At 52.4% G+C, this 18,418-nt stretch carries 19 protein-coding genes; 16 read left to right on the forward strand and 3 right to left on the reverse strand.

From position 1 onward, the window contains the following. Positions 1–66: 66 nt before the first annotated feature. Both HMPREF3107_RS09670 and HMPREF3107_RS12720 read right to left on the reverse strand, forming a co-directional pair. Positions 67–1,542 carry an aldehyde dehydrogenase family protein gene (locus tag HMPREF3107_RS09670; RefSeq protein WP_070455151.1) on the reverse strand — a complete coding sequence of 492 codons (1,476 nt, stop codon included), beginning with the start codon at positions 1,540–1,542 and terminating at the stop codon, positions 67–69. 186 nt (positions 1,543–1,728) lie between these two features. Further along, positions 1,729–1,863, reverse strand: coding sequence for a hypothetical protein (locus HMPREF3107_RS12720; protein ID WP_256364801.1), 135 nt, complete (start codon positions 1,861–1,863; stop codon positions 1,729–1,731). 39 nt (positions 1,864–1,902) lie between these two features. On the opposite strand from HMPREF3107_RS12720, the gene adhP reads away from it, so the two are divergent. Both adhP and argC read left to right on the forward strand, forming a co-directional pair. Continuing rightward, positions 1,903–2,943, forward strand: coding sequence for an alcohol dehydrogenase AdhP (gene adhP, locus HMPREF3107_RS09675; RefSeq protein ID WP_083284673.1), 1,041 nt, complete (start codon positions 1,903–1,905; stop codon positions 2,941–2,943). Between the two features lie 329 nt (positions 2,944–3,272). Next, a complete protein-coding gene (gene argC / locus HMPREF3107_RS09680) occupies positions 3,273–4,322 on the forward strand; it encodes an N-acetyl-gamma-glutamyl-phosphate reductase (RefSeq protein ID WP_070455132.1) in 1,050 nt (349 codons plus the stop codon). 62 nt (positions 4,323–4,384) lie between these two features. Here the strand turns inward: argC and HMPREF3107_RS09685 are convergent, their stop codons facing one another. Continuing rightward, positions 4,385–4,858, reverse strand: coding sequence for a YchJ family protein (locus tag HMPREF3107_RS09685; RefSeq protein ID WP_070455133.1), 474 nt, complete (start codon positions 4,856–4,858; stop codon positions 4,385–4,387). A gap of 92 nt (positions 4,859–4,950) precedes the next feature. Between HMPREF3107_RS09685 and gshB the strand changes: the two genes are divergently transcribed. The 14 genes from gshB to lpxA all read left to right on the forward strand — a co-directional run bounded on the left by gshB (position 4,951) and on the right by lpxA (position 18,298). Next, positions 4,951–5,901, forward strand: coding sequence for a glutathione synthase (gene gshB / locus HMPREF3107_RS09690; protein WP_070455134.1), 951 nt, complete (start codon positions 4,951–4,953; stop codon positions 5,899–5,901). Between the two features lie 52 nt (positions 5,902–5,953). Then, positions 5,954–6,367 (forward strand): diacylglycerol kinase, encoded by a 414-nt coding sequence (locus HMPREF3107_RS09695; RefSeq protein WP_070455135.1) that lies wholly within the window; start codon positions 5,954–5,956, stop codon positions 6,365–6,367. A gap of 128 nt (positions 6,368–6,495) precedes the next feature. Further along, a complete protein-coding gene (locus HMPREF3107_RS09700; RefSeq protein ID WP_070455136.1) occupies positions 6,496–7,011 on the forward strand; it encodes a copper chaperone PCu(A)C in 516 nt (171 codons plus the stop codon). A gap of 254 nt (positions 7,012–7,265) precedes the next feature. Beyond that, the gene (frr, locus tag HMPREF3107_RS09705) at positions 7,266–7,823 is read left to right on the forward strand and encodes a ribosome recycling factor (protein ID WP_049249160.1); all 558 of its coding nucleotides are present in this window, start codon (positions 7,266–7,268) and stop codon (positions 7,821–7,823) included. A gap of 59 nt (positions 7,824–7,882) precedes the next feature. Continuing rightward, a complete protein-coding gene (locus tag HMPREF3107_RS09710; protein ID WP_070455137.1) occupies positions 7,883–8,629 on the forward strand; it encodes an isoprenyl transferase in 747 nt (248 codons plus the stop codon). Between the two features lie 3 nt (positions 8,630–8,632). Then, on the forward strand, positions 8,633–9,430 hold the full coding sequence (locus HMPREF3107_RS09715; protein ID WP_070455138.1) for a phosphatidate cytidylyltransferase: 798 nt from the start codon (positions 8,633–8,635) through the stop codon (positions 9,428–9,430). 14 nt (positions 9,431–9,444) lie between these two features. After that, complete coding sequence (locus tag HMPREF3107_RS09720; protein ID WP_070455139.1) at positions 9,445–10,197, forward strand: SIMPL domain-containing protein; 753 nt, start codon at positions 9,445–9,447, stop codon at positions 10,195–10,197. An 87-nt stretch (positions 10,198–10,284) separates the two neighbouring features. Then, a complete protein-coding gene (ispC, locus tag HMPREF3107_RS09725; protein ID WP_070455140.1) occupies positions 10,285–11,472 on the forward strand; it encodes a 1-deoxy-D-xylulose-5-phosphate reductoisomerase in 1,188 nt (395 codons plus the stop codon). A gap of 2 nt (positions 11,473–11,474) precedes the next feature. Continuing rightward, positions 11,475–12,812 (forward strand): RIP metalloprotease RseP, encoded by a 1,338-nt coding sequence (gene rseP / locus HMPREF3107_RS09730; RefSeq protein ID WP_070455153.1) that lies wholly within the window; start codon positions 11,475–11,477, stop codon positions 12,810–12,812. A 3-nt stretch (positions 12,813–12,815) separates the two neighbouring features. Then, the gene (bamA, locus tag HMPREF3107_RS09735) at positions 12,816–15,218 is read left to right on the forward strand and encodes an outer membrane protein assembly factor BamA (protein ID WP_070455141.1); all 2,403 of its coding nucleotides are present in this window, start codon (positions 12,816–12,818) and stop codon (positions 15,216–15,218) included. A 39-nt stretch (positions 15,219–15,257) separates the two neighbouring features. After that, positions 15,258–15,743 (forward strand): OmpH/Skp family outer membrane protein, encoded by a 486-nt coding sequence (locus HMPREF3107_RS09740; protein ID WP_168160544.1) that lies wholly within the window; start codon positions 15,258–15,260, stop codon positions 15,741–15,743. An 80-nt stretch (positions 15,744–15,823) separates the two neighbouring features. After that, positions 15,824–16,867 (forward strand): UDP-3-O-(3-hydroxymyristoyl)glucosamine N-acyltransferase, encoded by a 1,044-nt coding sequence (gene lpxD / locus HMPREF3107_RS09745; RefSeq protein ID WP_070455143.1) that lies wholly within the window; start codon positions 15,824–15,826, stop codon positions 16,865–16,867. 77 nt (positions 16,868–16,944) lie between these two features. After that, positions 16,945–17,409, forward strand: a complete 465-nt coding sequence (gene fabZ / locus HMPREF3107_RS09750; protein ID WP_049249167.1) for a 3-hydroxyacyl-ACP dehydratase FabZ — start codon at positions 16,945–16,947, stop codon at positions 17,407–17,409. Between the two features lie 112 nt (positions 17,410–17,521). Continuing rightward, on the forward strand, positions 17,522–18,298 hold the full coding sequence (gene lpxA, locus HMPREF3107_RS09755) for an acyl-ACP--UDP-N-acetylglucosamine O-acyltransferase (protein WP_003775306.1): 777 nt from the start codon (positions 17,522–17,524) through the stop codon (positions 18,296–18,298). Positions 18,299–18,418 lie beyond the last annotated feature (120 nt).

Raw genomic sequence — 18,418 nt, forward strand, 5'->3', positions numbered from 1 at the left:
TGAAAGCTTGAATCGGCTTCCAGACGGCGTTTGTTGCTATATCAATCAACGATGTTCAGCACGAAATCAATAGAAGCCTTCGCGCTCTTCGCGGGTGGAAATGTAGATGTTTTTCACCTGAGTATAGGCGGCGAGCATCATTTTATGGGTTTCGCGGCCAATGCCCGAAGTTTTGTAGCCGCCGAACGGTGCGCCTGCGGGCAGGCGGTTGTAGCAGTTCACCCAGACACGACCGGTTTCCAGTGCGTTGGAGACGCGCAGGCAGCGGTTGATGTCTTTGCTCCAAACTGCGCCGCCCAAGCCGTATTCGCTGTCGTTCGCCATTTTGATGACTTCTTCTTCGGTTTTGAATTTAATCACGGTAGCAACCGGGCCGAAGATTTCTTCTTGGGCGACGCGGGCGCTGTTGCTGCCGGCTTCAATCAAGGTCGGCTCGACAAATTCGCCTTTGCCCAACTCACCTTCGATTTTCTTACCGCCGGTAATGATGCGGCAGCCTTCTTGTTCGCCGATTTTGACGTATTTCAAAATGGTTTCAAGCTGACCGGCATTGACTTGCGAACCCATTTGGGTGTCGTCTTCCCAAGGCAGACCGACTTTGATTTTTTTGAACTCTTCCGCCAAAGCGTTGACGAATTTGTCATAAATGCCTTCTTGTACGAAGATACGCGAGCCGGCACAGCACACTTGACCTTGGTTGAACAAAATACCTTTTTGCGCGCCTTCGAGGGCTTTGTCGAACGGCATGTCGTCAAAGAAGATGTTGGCAGATTTGCCGCCCAGTTCCAAGGTAGCGGGAATCAGCATTTCGGCGGCGGCGATGCCGATGTGGCGACCGATTTCGGTCGAGCCGGTAAAGGCAAGTTTATTAAAGCCTTTGTGGTGCAACATGTATTCACCGGATTTAGAACCGCGACCAGTGATGATGTTCAACACGCCTTTAGGCAGCAAGTGGTTGATTTTTTGTGCGAACGACAACAGACTCAACGAAGTGCTGGAAGACGGGTGGATAACGATGGTACAGCCTGCGGCGAGTGCGGGCGCGATTTTCCAAGCCGCCATCAGGAAGGGGAAGTTCCACGGGATAATTTGACCGACTACGCCGATAGGTTCGCGCAGAACGATAGACAGGTCTTCGGAGTCAAGCTGGGTGGCAGTGCCTTCTTCGCCGCGGATCACGCTGGCGAAATAACGGAAATGGTCGGAAGCCAGCGGGATGTCGGCGGCGCGGGTTTCGCGGATGGGTTTGCCGTTGTCCAGCGTTTCCTGCAGGGCAAACAATTCCAAGTTTTCGTCAATCACATCGGCGATTTTGTTGAGTATGGCGGCGCGTTCGGTGGTGGTGGTTTTGCGCCATGTTTTGAACGCTTCTTGCGCGGCGGCAACTGCGGCATCAACATCGGCATCGGATGCATCGGTAAATTTAGCTAACAATTCCCCGTTGGCGGGATTGTAGGAATCCAAAAGCGCACCGGGTTTCGTCCATTCGCCATTAATCAGCAAACCGTATTCTTTGTCAAACACATTTAAGTTTTTAGCCATGATGGTCTCCAAAAGTTTTAACAAATAACAGCAGTACATCAGCATAATGACAGCCTGCCAAGGGTGTCGCTTCCCAGCATATGACTTTTTACCGACTTTATGCAAGGGGTTAAGCTGCATGTGGAATGTAAAAGATTTTTACATATGAAAATTATTCATGTTTAAATGTTAATTTTAGTATTTTCTTCATGCAATGAGTTTTTTTTGATTGTGTTCCTGGTGGTTTAAATCGGCAATAAATCGATATAATGTAACATTTTTAATTCTTTCAAACGGTTGTAAGTTTTTAATAGCTTGACCTTGCCGTTGCGGTTTATTCATACTTAAACACGAATCCGACCAACCGATAGGAGCATTGTCATGAAAATGAAAGCAGCAGTGGTAACGCAAAACAGCGACGGCAACGTTGAAATCGTGGAGCGGGAAATCCGTCCGCTGGAACACGGCGAAGCCTTGGTGGAAGTGGAATTTTGCGGCGTGTGCCATACCGACCTGCATGTTGCGGCAGGCGATTACGGCAAAAAGCCGGGCCGCGTGCTGGGGCATGAAGGCATAGGTTTGGTAAAAGAAGTCGCGCCCGATGTGAAGAATTTGAAAGTCGGCGACCGCGTCAGCATCGCCTGGCTGTTCCAAAGTTGCGGTTCGTGCGAATACTGCAATACCGGCCGCGAAACTTTGTGCCGCTCGGTGTTGAATGCGGGTTATACGGCAGACGGCGGCATGGCGACGCACTGTATCGTCGATGCGGACTACGCCGTCAAAGTGCCGGACGGCCTCGACCCCGCACAGGCTTCCAGCATCACCTGCGCCGGTGTAACGACTTATAAAGGCGTGAAGGTTTCCGGCGTTCGCCCGGGTCAATGGATTGCGGTTTACGGCGCGGGCGGCTTGGGCAACTTGGGTGTCCAATACGCGAAAAAAGTATTCGGCGCACACGTTGTCGCCATCGACATCAACGATGACAAACTGGCATTTGCCAAAGAATGCGGCGCAGACTTTACGGTCAATGCCGCCAAGGAAGACGCCGCCAAGGTGATTCAGGAAAAAACCGGCGGCGCACATGCGGCTATTGTAACCGCCGTTTCCGCCGCCGCGTTCAATTCCGCCGTGGACTGCGTCCGCGCGGGCGGACGCGTCGTCGCCATCGGCCTACCGCCCGAGTCTATGGATTTGTCTATCCCGCGTTTGGTCTTGGACGGTATCGAAGTGGTCGGCTCGCTGGTCGGCACGCGCCAAGACTTGGAAGAAGCCTTCCAATTCGGCGCGGAAGGGCTGGTTGTGCCTAAGGTGCAACTGCGCGCTTTGGAAGAAGCACCGGATATTTTCCAAGAAATGCGCGACGGCAAGATTACCGGCCGTATGGTCATCGATATGAAGAAAAGCTGCGGTTGTGCCCATTGATTCGATGTTAGCTTAAGGAAGGCCGTCTGAAACCTGAAATCGGGTTTTCAGACGGCCTTTATTTTGTCTAATACATATATGGGTAACGCATTCTGACTGCCAACCTTTCCGGACATAATTATCTGCGTCGGCATACGGTAATACTCCCCCAGTTTGGTTGAAACCGCCTCATTCGGTGCAAGCAAAGATGATTGAAGTACAAAGAGATAAGATACGCGGTGTGGCAGAGACTGATGCTAGGAAACAGTTTAAAGGCGGTACAAACGGCTTTTCTTCCCCCTGCCAACGGGTTTACACTGTGTTTTTAGCCAAAAAGCAAGGAAACCGCCATGCCAAACAGTAAAAAAATCAAAATCGGCATCATTGGGGCGACGGGTTACACCGGAGTGGAACTGTTGCGCCTGCTGTCCGCCCATCCGTATGCCGAAGTGTGCGCCGTTACCAGCCGCAGCGAAGCGGGGGTGAAACTGGCCGACTATTTCCCCAGCCTACGCGGCATTTACGATTTGGTGTTTGAGAAGCCGGAAGATGCAAAGCTGGAACAGTGCGATTTGGTGTTTTTCGCCACCCCGAACGGCATTGCCATGAAAGAAGCCCCTGCATTATTGGAGCGGGGCGTGCGCGTGGTGGATTTGTCGGCTGACTTCCGTTTGAAAGACATTGCCGTTTGGGAAAAATGGTATGGCATGAAACACGAAAGTCCCGACTGGGTTTCTCGTGCTGTGTACGGGCTGACCGAATTGAACCGGGAGGCCGTTGCCGCCGCTCAGCTTGTAGCCAACCCCGGCTGTTATCCAACCTGCGTATCGCTGGCTTTGCTGCCGCTGTTGCAGGCGGGTGCGTTGCGTGAGGGGCTTCCGCTGATTGCCGACTGCAAATCGGGTGTATCCGGAGCGGGGCGCAAGGCAGCCGTCGGCACGCTGTTGTGCGAGGCGGGCGATAATTTCAAAGCCTACGGCGTTTCCGGCCACCGCCATCTGCCCGAAATCCGCCAAACCATTTCCGGTTTGCAACACGGCGTGGCGGAGGGATTGGTATTTGTGCCGCATCTCACGCCGATGATACGCGGGATGCACGCCACCATTTATGTTCACTTGAAAGACGGCGTATCGCCGCAGGAATTGCTGGAAACGGCCTACCGCGACAGTTTCGCGGTCGATGTGATGCCTGCGGGCAGCACGCCCGAAACCCGCAGCGTGCGCGGTGTGAACGTCTGCCGCATTGGCGTGCAACGCGCGCCGGACAGCGATTTGTGGATACTGTTGAGCGTGCAGGATAACTTGGTCAAAGGTGCGGCGGGCCAGGCGGTGCAGAATATGAACGTGATGTTCGGCTGGGATGAAAACGCAGGGCTGGGTGGCGCGGCTTTATTACCATGATTGCAAAAATATAGGGAGGCCGTCTGAAAGGCAGAAATCGGTTTTCAGACGGCCTGCCTTATTCAGTCAGCCAGCCATTTTCCGCAGCAATGTTTGAACTCTTTGCCCGAACCGCAAATGCAGGCCGATTTCATGGACGGCAGAGGCACGGTAGGGTCGATGAAATACCAACGGCCGTTTGCCAGAACGAAGGCCGACCGTTCGTGGTGCGTTTCCCGCTTACCGCCTGCGCCCGCGAAATAGGCGGCGAACTCCACCACTGCATGATGTTTCCCTGCATTTGGTTCATGGCGCAACACATCCAAACTCAGCCATTCGGTTTGTGCCGCCCATTGCGCCAAGGCTTCCGCGTCCAGCAGCGGCTGTTGCGCGGGGACAGTGGTGTGGATGATGTAGCCGATGTTTTGCAAAACGAAGGCCGCATAACGCGACCGCATCAGTTTTTCCGCATCGGCAGCGGGCATACCTTGATGCAGCGGGCGGCAGCAATCGGCATAGGTTAGACCTGATTGGCAGGGGCAGGGTTGGGCGGACATTTTTCAGACGGCCTTCAAACGTAAAGCGGCCAGTCTAACAGCCGACGGCTTTTCTTGCTATCATTGCGCCCGATTATCCTTGGAGCAAACGAATGGACATTTTGTTTATCGCCGACCCCCTGGCCGGTTTCAAAACCTATAAAGACACCACCTACGCCATGATGCGCGAGGCCGCAAGGCGCGGGCACCGCCTGTTTCACACCCTGTCGGCCGAATTGTCGGTGCAAAATGGCATCGTGTATGCGGCGGCGGCACCGTTTGAATTTCTCGGTGCGAAAGACGACCACGACCACGCATGGTTTGAGGCGGGCAGTCCCGTTCAGACGGCCTTGACCGAATTCGGCGCGGTCATCATGCGTACCGATCCGCCGTTCGACATGCAGTACCTCTACGCCACCCAACTGCTCACCTTGGTCGAAAGCCAAGGTGCGAAAGTCTTCAACAGCGGGCAGGCCATGCGCGACTTCAACGAAAAACTCGCCATCCTGAATTTCCCCCAATTCATCTCCCCCACCACCGTGACCACCCGCGCCGCAGACGTGCGCGCCTTTTTGGCCGAATACGGCGACATCATCGTCAAACCGTTGGACGGCATGGGCGGCATGGGCATCTTCCGCCTGACTGAAAAAGACCCCAACATCGGCAGCATACTCGAAACCCTGATGCGCTTGGATACCCGCACCATCATGGCGCAACGTTACATCCCCGACATCGTCAAAGGCGATAAGCGTGTGCTGGTTATCGGCGGCGAAGCCGTGCCCTATGCCTTGGCGCGCATCCCGCAAAACGGCGAAACACGCGGCAACTTGGCGGCCGGCGGGCGCGGCGTGGCGCAAGAGTTGTCCGCACGCGACCGCGAAATCGCCGAAACGCTTGCCCCCGAACTGAAACGGCGCGGCATACTGCTGGCGGGACTCGACATCATCGGCGAGTGCCTGACCGAAGTAAACGTCACCAGCCCGACCGGTTTTCAGGAAATCAGCAAACAAAAAGGCTGGGATGTGGCCGCCCGCTTTATCGATGCCGTAGAACAGGCCGTCTGAACGCACACGAGACGCGGGCCGTTTTCAGACGGCCCGCATCAGGAAAACCATCATGCAAACCCCCAAAGATCCCAATAGCTACGCCGCACAAATTAAAGGAAAAAGCGGTTTGCGCCGCATCATCAACGCCTGCGGCTATACGCGCGACGGTTTCAAAGCCGCTTGTGAAGAACAAGGCTTCCGCCAATTGCTGTGGCTTAATATTCCGTTGATTGTATTGGCCTTTATCCTACCCTTCGGGCTGGCTACCCGGATGATATTGATTGCGTCATCCTTTCTGTCGCTCATCGTCGAACTCTTCAATACAGGCGTAGAAGCCGCCGTGGACCACACATCGCTGGAAAAACACCCGCTGGCCAAGCGGGCGAAAGATGTTTGCTCCGCCGCGCAGGGCTTGGCTTTGCTGTTGCTTGCCCTGCTGTGGCTGCTTGCCCTGTGGAGAGAATACGATATTAACGTTTTTTGAGGCTGGTCAAAGTTTTTTGTTTTATGCTATTGTATAATGGTGATGTATTCCCATCGGCCTGCACAACCTGTGTGAGGAAACAGAACGGGTGGCAGGTAACTTTAACCATGTTGTGAAAGGAAAGCATTATGAAGAAAGTATTTGCACTCGTAGCCGCTGTTGCCGCATGTCAAGCCGCGTTTGCTGCAGGCGTGGAGGCACAGAGCCCATGGGCGCGCGAAACCGTTAGCGGTATGAAAAACGGCGGCGTGTTTATGGAACTGAAAAACGATACCGCCAAAGACATCGTATTGGTCGGCGGTTCCAGCCCTGCAGCGAAAAGTGTTGAAATCCACGAGCACGTTCATGCCGAAATTAAAGACCCGAAAACCGGTCAAAAAGCCATGGGCATGAAAATGCAGGCTGTTCCTGGTGGTTTGAAAGTAGCTAAAGGCGAAAGCGTTACCCTGAAACCGGGCAGCTACCATGTGATGCTGATGGGCTTGAAACAGCCGTTGAAACCGGGTGCGAAATTCCCTGTAACCTTAAAATTCAAAGGTGCGCCGGATCAGACCGTACAGGTTGAAGTTCGTGCCAATGCCGGCAGCCCGGGTGCACACTCCGATATGGATCACGGCCATGGCCATGGCGGTCACGGTCATTAAACCAGCCATTAGCGGTTCATAACTGGTTAGGAGGCCGTCTGAAAGTTTTTCAGACGGCCTTTTCGATTCTCTGCGGCATACTTGGTTCAGATGCGTTTGCCGAAGGATGGGTATTTGGTGTGTGCAAGCCGACGGGGGATAAAATTGCTCCTGTTGCCAGGCCGTACCGCTCAATGCCGAACTTGCCCGCCATCTAAAAGCCATGTAGTATCCCGCCTTTGATTTTTCAGCTTTAAAGTCGAACAGGGAACAAAATGATTAGTGATATTCAGAAAACCGCCGAAAGCAAAATGCTGCGTTCGTTGGAAGTATTGAAGGAAAATTTGGCCAAAGTACGCACAGGCCGCGCCCATACCGGTTTATTGGATCAGGTTGAAGTGGAATATTGGGGCAGCATGGTTCCCGTCAGCCAGGTAGGCAGCGTAACCCTGCTGGACGCGCGTACCATCGGTGTCAAACCTTTTGAAAGCAATATGGCGGGCAAAATCGAAAAAGCCATCCGCGATTCCAATCTCGGCTTGAACCCTGCTTCGGTCGGCGATTTGATCCGCGTGCCCATGCCCATGCTGACGGAAGAACGTCGCAAAGACTTGATTAAAGTTGTGCGCGGTGAGGCGGAAGAAGGCCGCGTGTCCATCCGCAACGTACGCCGTGATGCGAACGACCACATCAAGCGTCTGCTGAAAGACAAAGAAGTTTCCGAAGACGAAGCGCGCCGAGGCGAAGAAGCGGTACAGAAGCTGACAGACAAAAATATTGCCGAAGTCGATAAAATCCTCGCAGCCAAAGAAGAAGACCTGATGGCGGTATAAAAGAGGCCGTCTGAAAAACAATCGGTCATCGGCAGGCAGCCGTCAAAAAAGGATATTTTGTGAAAACCAGCACTCAAGCCATTCCGGAGCACCACCGGATTCCGCGCCATATTGCCGTCATTATGGACGGTAACGGCCGTTGGGCGAAAAAACGTTTTATGCCGCGCGTGATGGGGCATAAAAAAGGTTTGGATGCATTGGAAAACCTCTGTGCGGAATGTTCCGCTGCAGGGGTCGAATATCTGACCGTGTTTGCTTTCTCGACTGAAAATTGGCGGCGTCCGTCAGACGAGGTCGGCTTTCTAATGGGACTGTTTTTGCAGGCATTGCAAAAACAGGTTAAACGGATGTACGAACACAATATGCGCCTGAAAGTGATTGGCGACCGCAGCCGTTTTAACGCAGAAATCGTTGCAGGCATAGAAGCGGCGGAAAGCCTGACCGCCGGAAACAGCGGTTTGACGCTGACCATCGCCGCCGATTACGGCGGCCGTTGGGATATCTTGCAGGCGGTCAATAAGCTGTTGGCGGCCGGAAAGAAAGAAATAACCGAAAGCGATTTGAATGCCGGCTTGATGCTGGGAAATGTGCCCGAGCCGGATTTGTTTATCCGCACCGGCGGCGAGATGCGTATCAGCAATTTCCTCCTTTGGCAGATGGCGTATGCCGAACTGTATTTCACGGATACCCTGTGGCCCGATTTCGATTCACAGGCTTTTCAGACGGCGATTGCCTCATTCCAACAACGCGAACGCCGTTTCGGCCGTACTTCCGAACAACTGCCGCAGGAACAGCAAAGGAATTAAGCCATGTTGAAACAGCGCGTCATTACCGCTTTGATTCTGTTGCCCATTATGCTGGGTATGCTGTTTTGGGCTTCAGACGGCCTGTGGGCCGCGTTTTCCGGCCTGATAGCCGTTCTCGCATTGTGGGAATACAGCCGGATGTGCGGTATCGGCGATAAAGAGCGAATGCCGTATTTGGCGGGTTCCGCTTTGTTTATGTTGCTTGCCGCTTGCGGCGGCTGGGCTTTGCCGCCAATCGGTTGGTGTCTGGTGTTGGCCTTTTGGTTGGTTGTCATGCCCTTGTGGTTGAAGTGCAAATGGCGGCTGGGCGGCGGCTGGCAGGCGTATGCCGTCGGTTGGATGCTGATGCTGCCGTTTTGGTTTGCGCTGGTGTCGTTAAGGCCGTTTGAAGAAGATGCATTGTCTTTATTGGCCGTGATGGGTTTGGTATGGATAGCCGATATCGGAGCATATTTCTGCGGCAAGGCGTTTGGTAAAAACAAATTGGCTCCCGCCATCAGTCCGGGTAAAAGCTGGGAAGGTGCATTTGGCGGGGTGCTGTGCGTATTGATTTATCTGAGCATTGTCCGTGAAGCCGGCTGGCTGGGTTTTGATTTGCCGTGGCTTCCGACCATGTTGGCCGGTGTTGTGCTGGCGGCGGTCAGCGTTTGTGGCGATTTGCTGGAAAGCTGGTTGAAGCGGGTTGCCGGAGTTAAGGACAGCAGCAATCTGTTGCCGGGGCATGGTGGTGTATTCGACCGTGTGGACAGTATGATTGCCGTATTGAGTGTTTATGCGGCGATTGTTTCTATCGCATCTTGATTGGAGTGTAGGGTATGGCGGACAAAAACGGAACTTCATCGTTGTCGGTTTTGGGTGTGCTTTTGGCAGTCGGACTGATGGCGGCCGCATTTATTCTCGGTGTGCAGTTCAAAAACTTCCGTCAGCCCGGAACAATTACCGTCAAAGGCTTGGCTGAAAAGAATTTCCAGTCGGACAGCGCTACTTGGCGTACCGGTGTGTCATTGCACGGCAATACTTATCAGGTCGTGTTGGACAGTTTGGAAGAAGAGCGTGAGAGGCTGGTGCGTTTTTTGCGCAAGCAAGGCTTTGATGATGCTGAAATCCGTAGCGGGCTGCCGTCGGTAGAGCGGGCGTACGAAGATGTGAAAAACGATCAGGGCGAAATAATAGAGCGCAGGCCGAATGGTTACGACGGCAGTTTGTCGGTTACCGTCAATACTAAAAAGTTAGATAAAATTAAAACCGCGGAGCAGGCTATCCGCAATTTGCGTGCGAAAAACGATTTTATCGAATTTAGCGAGCCGCAGTATCTGTTGGGCAATTTGGAAACCATTAAGCGCGATTTGATTACTCAGGCTACGGAAGACGCTCAAAAACGGGCGGTCGAATTCGCCAAAACGGGCGGAGGCAAAGTCGGTGCCATGCGTTCCGCATCGCAAGGGTCGTTCAATATTTATTCCGATAACGGTCCGGGTGAAGATGAAGATTACGGCGGCACTTACGATAAATCGACTATTGGGAAACAAGTGCGTTTGGTCGTAACCATAGAGTACGCTATCGAATAAGCCGGTTGTTTTGCTTGGAGCGTCCGCCTACATTTTCAGACGGCCTTCAATAAACAAAGAACCGCATAAATATAATATCTTTGAGTAATGAGTATACAAGTTCTTACTGTTTTGGGTAGTACCGGCAGCATCGGGGTGAATACCTTGGATGTGGTTGCCCGCCATCCCGATCGGTTTCGCATATTTGCCCTGGCCGGCCATAAACAGACGGCCAAATTAGCCCGACAGTGCATACAGTTTCGGCCGGATTTTGCTGTGGTGGCCGATGAATTTGCGGCAGCGGATTTGAAAGCGATTCTGACGGCAGAAGGATGTCCGACAGAGGTTTTGTACGGCCGGCAGGCTTTGATTGATGTGGTATCTGCCGGCGAAGTGGATGGCGTGATGTGCGCCATTGTCGGTGCGGCAGGCTTGCCGTCGGCTTTGGCGGCCGCGCAAAAAGGCAAAACCATTTATTTGGCCAACAAAGAAACTTTGGTGGTGGCCGGCGAATTATTCATGGAAACCGCCCGTGCCAACGGAGCAAGGGTTTTGCCGGTAGACAGCGAACATAATGCCGTTTTCCAGGTTTTGCCGCGAGATTATGAAGCGGGGTTGGATGCACACGGTATCGATTCCATCATATTGACGGCTTCGGGCGGTCCGTTTTTAGACAAAGATTTGACCGAGTTTGACTCTATTACGCCCGAACAGGCGGTTAAACATCCCAATTGGAGCATGGGGCAGAAAATTTCGGTGGATTCGGCCACTATGATGAATAAGGGCTTGGAGCTGATTGAAGCACATTGGTTGTTTGCCTGCCCGCCTGACAAATTGGAAGTCGTTATTCATCCGCAATCGGTTGTGCATAGTATGGTTCGTTATCGGGACGGTTCGGTATTGGCTCAAATGGGCAATCCCGATATGCGTACGCCGATTGCCTACTGTTTGGGGTTGCCGGAGCGGATTTCATCAGGTGTGGCACCGCTGGATTTCGAAACATTGTCCGCCCTGACTTTCAGACGGCCTGATTTACGCCGCTTTCCTTGCTTGAGTTTGGCTTATGAAGCCATGAATGCTGGAGGTATGGCACCGTGCGTATTGAATGCGGCCAATGAAACCGCAGTTGAGGCTTTTTTAAACAAGGAAATCCGCTTTACCGATATTGCTCCGGTCATCGCCCACTGTTTGGAGCAAAAGTTTTCAGACGGCTTGAATAACCTCGAAAGCTTACTGGCCCAAGACGGGTACGCGCGCAAACAGGCGCGGGACTATATTAACGGTTTGGCGAAATAATGATTTTGACGATTTTGGCGTTTATTGCCGCTATTTTATTGCTGGTCAGCCTGCATGAATTAGGACATTTGTTGGTGGCGCGGTGGTGCGGCATCAAGGTGTTGCGTTTTTCGGTAGGTTTCGGCAAACCTTTCTTTAACAAGCGTTGGCGGAATATTGAGTGGTGCCTCGCCCCGATTCCTTTGGGCGGATACGTCAAAATGGTGGATACCCGCGAAGGGGAGGTGGCGGAAGCAGATTTGCCATATGCCTTCGATAAGCAGCATCCTGCCAAAAAAATTGCCGTTGTCGCAGCCGGACCGCTGACCAATTTAGCATTGGCATTTTTGCTATACGGCCTGAGCTTTTCTTTCGGTATTACGGAGTTAAAACCGTATGTCGGTACTGTGGAGCCTTACAGCATCGCAGCAAAGGCAGGTTTCCGTGCAGGGGATAAAATCAACAGTGTCAACGGTGTGCCGGTGAAGAGTTGGTCTGATGCGCAGACAGGCATAGTTTTAGATTTGGAGGCCGGGAAAGTCGAAGTGGCAGTGACGGACGCACAAGGCGTGCAGGCTGTTCGAACTATTGACATCGCAGGCACCGACGAAGCTGCCGATGTGCCGAAAAAGCATGGCTATATCGGACTGATGGCTCATCGCCTCACCCTTTCCATATCTCAGGTCGTTCCGGAAAGTGCCGCCGAGGAGGCAGGATTAAATGCAGGGGACGTCTTGTTGTCTGTCGATGGGAAACCATTGGCGGATTGGCAGGAATGGGTAGATTTGGTACAGAAAAGTGCAGGTCAAAAGTTGCAGCTTGAATATAAGCGGGACAACAAAGTAATGACTGCCTATATCCGGCCAAGGGCAGAGCGGCATAACGGTATGCTTGTCGGAAAAGTCGGGCTGTATCCCGGCGAAGATAAAGAGTGGAGCAGGATGATACGTTTCCAGTATTATCCGACTGTCGCCGAGGCCTTTAAGATGGGCTGGGATAAAATGACAGGCTACACAACGCTGACATTGAAATTTTTCGGTCGTTTGCTGAGCGGTCAGGCTTCATTGCAACATGTATCCGGACCACTGACTATTGCAGATGTGGCAGGCAAATCCGCCGCACTCGGTTGGCAGCCTTATGTTGAATTTCTGGCTTTGGTAAGCGTCAGTTTGGGTGTGATGAATTTATTGCCGATACCGGTATTGGACGGCGGACACCTGATGTATTACAGCATCGAATGGCTGAGGGGTAAGCCGTTGGGCAGCAATATGCAGATGATTGGCTTGCGTATCGGACTGGCATTGATGCTGGCGATGATGATTTTGGCTTTTTTTAATGATATTACCCGTTTGTTTGGATAACGTATGAAACTGAAAAAACTAACCCTAACTTTAATGATGCTCGGCTTGTCGTCCTTGGCATCGGCTGATTTTACTATTCAGGACATCCGTGTGGAGGGTTTGCAACATACAGAACCGGCCACAGTATTTACTTATTTGCCCGTTAAAGTGGGCGATACCTTCCATGATGGGCAAGGTGAAGAGATTATCGGCAATCTGTATGCAACAGGGTTGTTTGACGACGTGCGTGTCGAAAGTATGGGCAACCAGTTATTGCTGACTGTAGTCGAACGGCCGATTATCAGCAGTTTTGAAGTCAGCGGCGGCAAATTGATTCAGAATGATGCCATTAAGAAAAATCTTACCGCATTTGGTTTGGGGCAGTCTCAGCCTTTTAATCAAGGCCGTCTGAACGAAGCGGTTGCCGGATTGAAAGAAGAGTATCAAAAGCAGGGTAAATATTCGGTACAGATTACGCCCTCTGTTACCCGTTTGGCGCGTAACCGCGTTGCTGTCGAATTAAAAATCGACGAAGGCAAAACGACGACTATCAGTGATATCGAATTCGAAGGCAACCAGCATTATTCGGATAGCAAACTGCGCAAACAGATGTCTTTGAGCGAAGGTGGTGCATTTACTTGGCTGACAAAGTCTAACCGGTTTAATCCTGATAAATTTTCGCAGGACTTGGAGCGTATCCGCGATTTCTATCAAAACAACGGTTATTTTGATTTCCAAATCGTTGATACCGAAGTCAAGATGTCTGAAGATCAGAAACATCAAACCATGAAGATAACGGTATCCGAAGGTCAGCGTTACCGTTGGGGCAAGGTAAGCATCGAAGGCGATACCAAGGAAGTACCGAAAGAAGAGCTTTACAGCCATCTGAAAATGAAAGAAGGAAAGTGGTACGACCGCGCCCAAATGTTGGAGAGCTTGGAGAAAATCCAAAAGAGCATGGGAACCGCAGGTTACGCGTTCAGCGAAATGAATGTTCAACCGCAACCCAATACGCAAACGGGTGTTGTAGATTTTGTATTGCACATCGAACCTAATCGCAAAGTCTACGTGAATAAAATCAATATTTCGGGAAACAACAAAACCCGGGACGAGGTCGTACGCCGCGAATTGCGTCAAATGGAGGCCGCACCTTACGATATGTCGAAATTACAGCGTTCCAAAGAGCGTGTAGAGCTGCTGGGATATTTTGACGATGTCAAATTTGAAGCGCGCCCGGTTGCGGGGATGCCCGACCAAGTTGATATCGACATGAGTGTGAACGAGCGTGCGACCGGTTCTTTGGATTTGAGTGCGGGCTGGGTTCAGGATACCGGCTTGGTTATGGCATTCGGCGTGGCTCAGGATAACTTGTTCGGTACCGGAAAATCGATTTCGGCGCGCGTGTCCAGAAGCAGGACGACGAATAACGCCTCATTGTCGTTTACCGATCCGTATTTCACTCCTGAAGGTGTCAGCATGGGCTACGATTTATATGGGAAAACTTACGACCCCCGTAAATCTTCATCCAGCGCCAGCAACGCCCAATATAAAACTTCTACCGTAGGCGGCGGTATCCGTATGGGTGTGCCGGTTACAGAATACGACCGTGTCAATTTCGGCTTAGGTGCCGAGCATATGCAGGTTCAAACCTTTACCGGTGCGCCGAAACGTTATCGCGACTTTATCAGCCAATACGGCAATAGCAATACCGGTATCGGAAAATATAAAGGTTGGACGCTCAAAGGCACTGTCGGTTGGGGCCGAAACAAAACAGATAATGCATTGTGGCCGACACGCGGTTATTTAACAGATGTCAATCTGGAAGCCGGTCTGCCCGGGGGCGATTTGCAATATTACAGCCTGACGCATAACCAAAAATGGTTCTTCCCGTTAAGTAAAAACTTTACATTGATGCTTGGCGGTTCAGTAGGGGCGGCCGATGGTTATGGTAAGAACAAAGAACTGCCGTTCTTCCAAAACTTCTATGGCGGCGGCTTGGGTTCCGTGCGTGGTTATGAAAGCGGTACGCTCGGCCCGAAAGTTTATGACAATAACGGCGATAAAATCAGCTATGGCGGCAACAAAATGCTTTCCGGCACGGCAGAACTCCTATTCCCGTTCCCAGGAATTAAGGACAGCCGCAGCGTCCGTCTGAGCCTGTTTGCCGATGCCGGCAGTGTATGGGATGGAAAAACTTACACGGACGACAGCAGTGATTTGTATAACGGCTCAACGATACAAAACGTATACGGTGTAGGCAATCGCCATAAATCCAGCTTCAAGGAAGAGTTGCGCTACTCCGCCGGTGCGGCCGTAACATGGATGTCCCCCTTAGGGCCGATGAAATTCAGTTATGCCTATCCGATGAAGAAAAAGGCAAGCGACGAGGTTCAGCGTTTCCAATTCCAGTTGGGTACGACGTTCTAACAGCTTAAATTTGGGAACGGTATGATTCAAAAATCTCAAATCCAAAAATGGGTGGCGGCATTTGCCGCTGCAGCCTGCCTTGCTGTTCCTGCAGGTGCGGAAACCGTCCGCAAACTCGGTTTTGTCAATGTGGACCGTATTCATCGCGAATCGGTTCAGGCGCAAAATATCCAAAATAAATTGGATACCGAGTTTGCACCGCGTCAGCGGCAGCTGGAAAAACTTCAAAACGAAATCGAAGTTTCAGCGCAAAAAGCCGAGAAATTGAAGGCTGGAAAAGCACGTGCGGCCGCTATGGCCGAATTGGAACGGCAAAGGCGCGAGGTTCGCGGCAGTCAAGCGCAATTGGCCGAAGAGTATGATCTGAGGCGCAACGAGGAATTCGCCGCATTGCAGAATAATGCCAACCGCGTGATTTTAGAGCTGGCAAAAAAAGAAGGTTATGATCTGATTGTTCATGACGTGATCTTCATTGATGCCAGATTCGATATTACCGACAAGGTGATCCGCGAAATGAACCGTTAGTTCTTGATTGGGTTTTCAGACGGCCTTTTCGTCAGGCCGTCTGAATAATTTGGAAAATTGGATATCTTCATCCGAATCACATGACAGTCAAACAATATACCTTATCCCAAATCACCGCCGAACTCGGCGGCGAAGTGCGCGGCGAAGACATCAGCGTTTGCGCCGTGCGGCCTTTGGCTCAGGCCGGTGTGGAACACATCAGCTTTCTGGCCAATCCGAAATACAAACACGAAGTACACGACAGCAAAGCGGGCGCAGTCATCGTATCCGACAAAGCCGCCGGAGAATTTACCGGCCGCAGCCTGATTGTCGCCGCCGACCCGTACCTCTATTTTGCCAAAGTCGCCCGCCTGTTCTCACCGGTTGTCAAAGCGCGCGGCGGCATCCATCCGACCGCCGTTGTCGAACCGAGTGCCACCGTGCCCGACAGCTGCGAAATTGGCGCGAATGCCTACATCGGCGCCAATACCGTATTGGGCGAAGGCTGCCGCATCTTGGCGAATGCCGTCGTCCAGCATGATTGCAAATTGGGCAACGAAGTCGTTTTGCACCCTAATGCTGTGGTTTATTACGGCTGCACGCTCGGCAACCGCGTCGAAATCCACAGCGGCGCGGTCATCGGCGCGGACGGTTTCGGCCTTGCCTTTGCAGGCGACTCGTGGTTCAAAATCCCGCAAACCGGCGCGGTAACGCTGGGCGACGACGTGGAAATCGGCTCGAACAGCAACATCGACCGCGGCGCCATGAGCGACACCACCGTCGGCAACGGCACCAAAATCGACAACCAAGTCCAAATCGGCCACAACTGCAAAATCGGGTTCCATACCGTCATCGCCGCCAAAACAGGCATTTCCGGCAGCGTTACCGTCGGCAATTACTGCATCATCGGCGGCGGAGTCGGCACGGTCGGCCACATTGAAATCGCCGACAAAACCACCATCGGCGGCGGCACGTCCGTCACCCACAGCATTACCGAAAGCGGGCAGCACGTCGCCGGCATTTTCCCGATGTCGTCTTACAAAGAGTGGGCGCGCAATGCCGTCCACATACACCGCCTGAACGAAACCGGCAAACGCATCAAACAGCTCGAACAGGAATTGGCCGAGTTGAAAAACGATAAATAGGCCGTCTGAAACCTTACAACCGAAACATGCCGTCTGAAAAATATGCGGGCGGCGCCAACCTATCAAGGAATAACCGAATGGAAATCAAACTACCGATTGAAGCACGCGAAATACAGGAAATCCTGCCGCACCGCTTCCCCTTTTTACTGCTGGACCGCGTCATCGCCGCCGAACCGGGCAAATCACTGACCGCCATCAAAAACGTAACCTTCAACGAACAGTTTTTCCAAGGCCACTTTCCCGAATCACCTGTTATGCCGGGCGTATTGATTGTGGAAGCGATGGCGCAGGCCTGCGGCGTATTGGCCGTATTGTCCCAAGGCAGCACCAAGCGTCGTGAAAACGAAATCACCCTGTTTGCCGGCTTGGACAACGTGCGCTTCAAACGCCAGGTCATCCCCGGCGACCGCCTGCAGTTTGAAGTCGAACTGCTGGCGCACAAACGCGGTATCGGCAAATTCAACGCCGTTGCCAAAGTGGACGGCGAATTGGCTTGCGAAGCCACCATTATGTGTGCGCAGCGTATTGTCGAGAAAGACTGATTTTCAGACGGCCTGCCGATAGAGGCCGTCTGAAAACCGAATGCGGGGCGTGCCGGCGGTTTGCCTGAAACGGTACAGCCCCCGGAGCGCCCCCAGACATGAAAGGAAACCCATGTCCCTCATCCACCCGACTGCCGTCATCGACCCCAAGGCCGAACTGGATTCCAGCGTCAAAGTCGGCGCGTACACCGTTATCGGCCCGAACGTGCGAATCGGTGCGAATACCGAAATCGGCCCGCACGCCGTGATTAACGGCCACACCACCATAGGCGAAAACAACCGTATTTTCCAATTTGCCAGTTTGGGCGAAATCCCGCAGGATAAAAAATATGCGGGAGAAGCCACGCGCCTGATTATCGGCAACGGCAACACCATCCGCGAGTTCACCACCTTCAACCTCGGCACGGTAACGGGCATAGGCGAAACCCGCATCGGCGACGACAACTGGATTATGGCCTACTGCCACCTTGCCCACGATTGCGTCATCGGCAACCACACTGTCTTTGCCAACAATGCTTCATTGGCCGGACACGTTACCATCGGCGATTATGTGATTCTCGGCGGCTACACGCTGGTGTTCCAGTTCTGCCGCATCGGCGACTACGCCATGACCGCCTTTGCCGCCGGCGTGCACAAAGACGTGCCGCCGTACTTTATGGCTGCGGGCTACCGCGCCGAACCGGCAGGCATCAACAGTGAAGGCATGCGCCGCAACGGTTTTACCGCCGAGCAAATTTCTGCCGTTAAAGATGTGTATAAAACCATTTATCACCGAGGAATCCCGTTTGAAGAGGCCAAAGCGGATATTTTGCAGCGTGCAGAAACCCAAGCCGAACTGGCAGTGTTTAAAAACTTCTTCGCCGAATCTACGCGCGGCATCATCCGCTAAAACATTTGATTGGAATGGAAGGCCGTCTGAAAAATCATTTTCAGACGGCCTTTTTATATTCAGCAAAGCGTGAAGGGCGTAAAATACAATTATGAAAACCATTCGCAAATAGTGGTAGTC

The organism is Neisseria sp. HMSC31F04, assembly GCF_001807735.1.
GTDB classification, from domain to species: domain Bacteria; phylum Pseudomonadota; class Gammaproteobacteria; order Burkholderiales; family Neisseriaceae; genus Neisseria; species Neisseria elongata.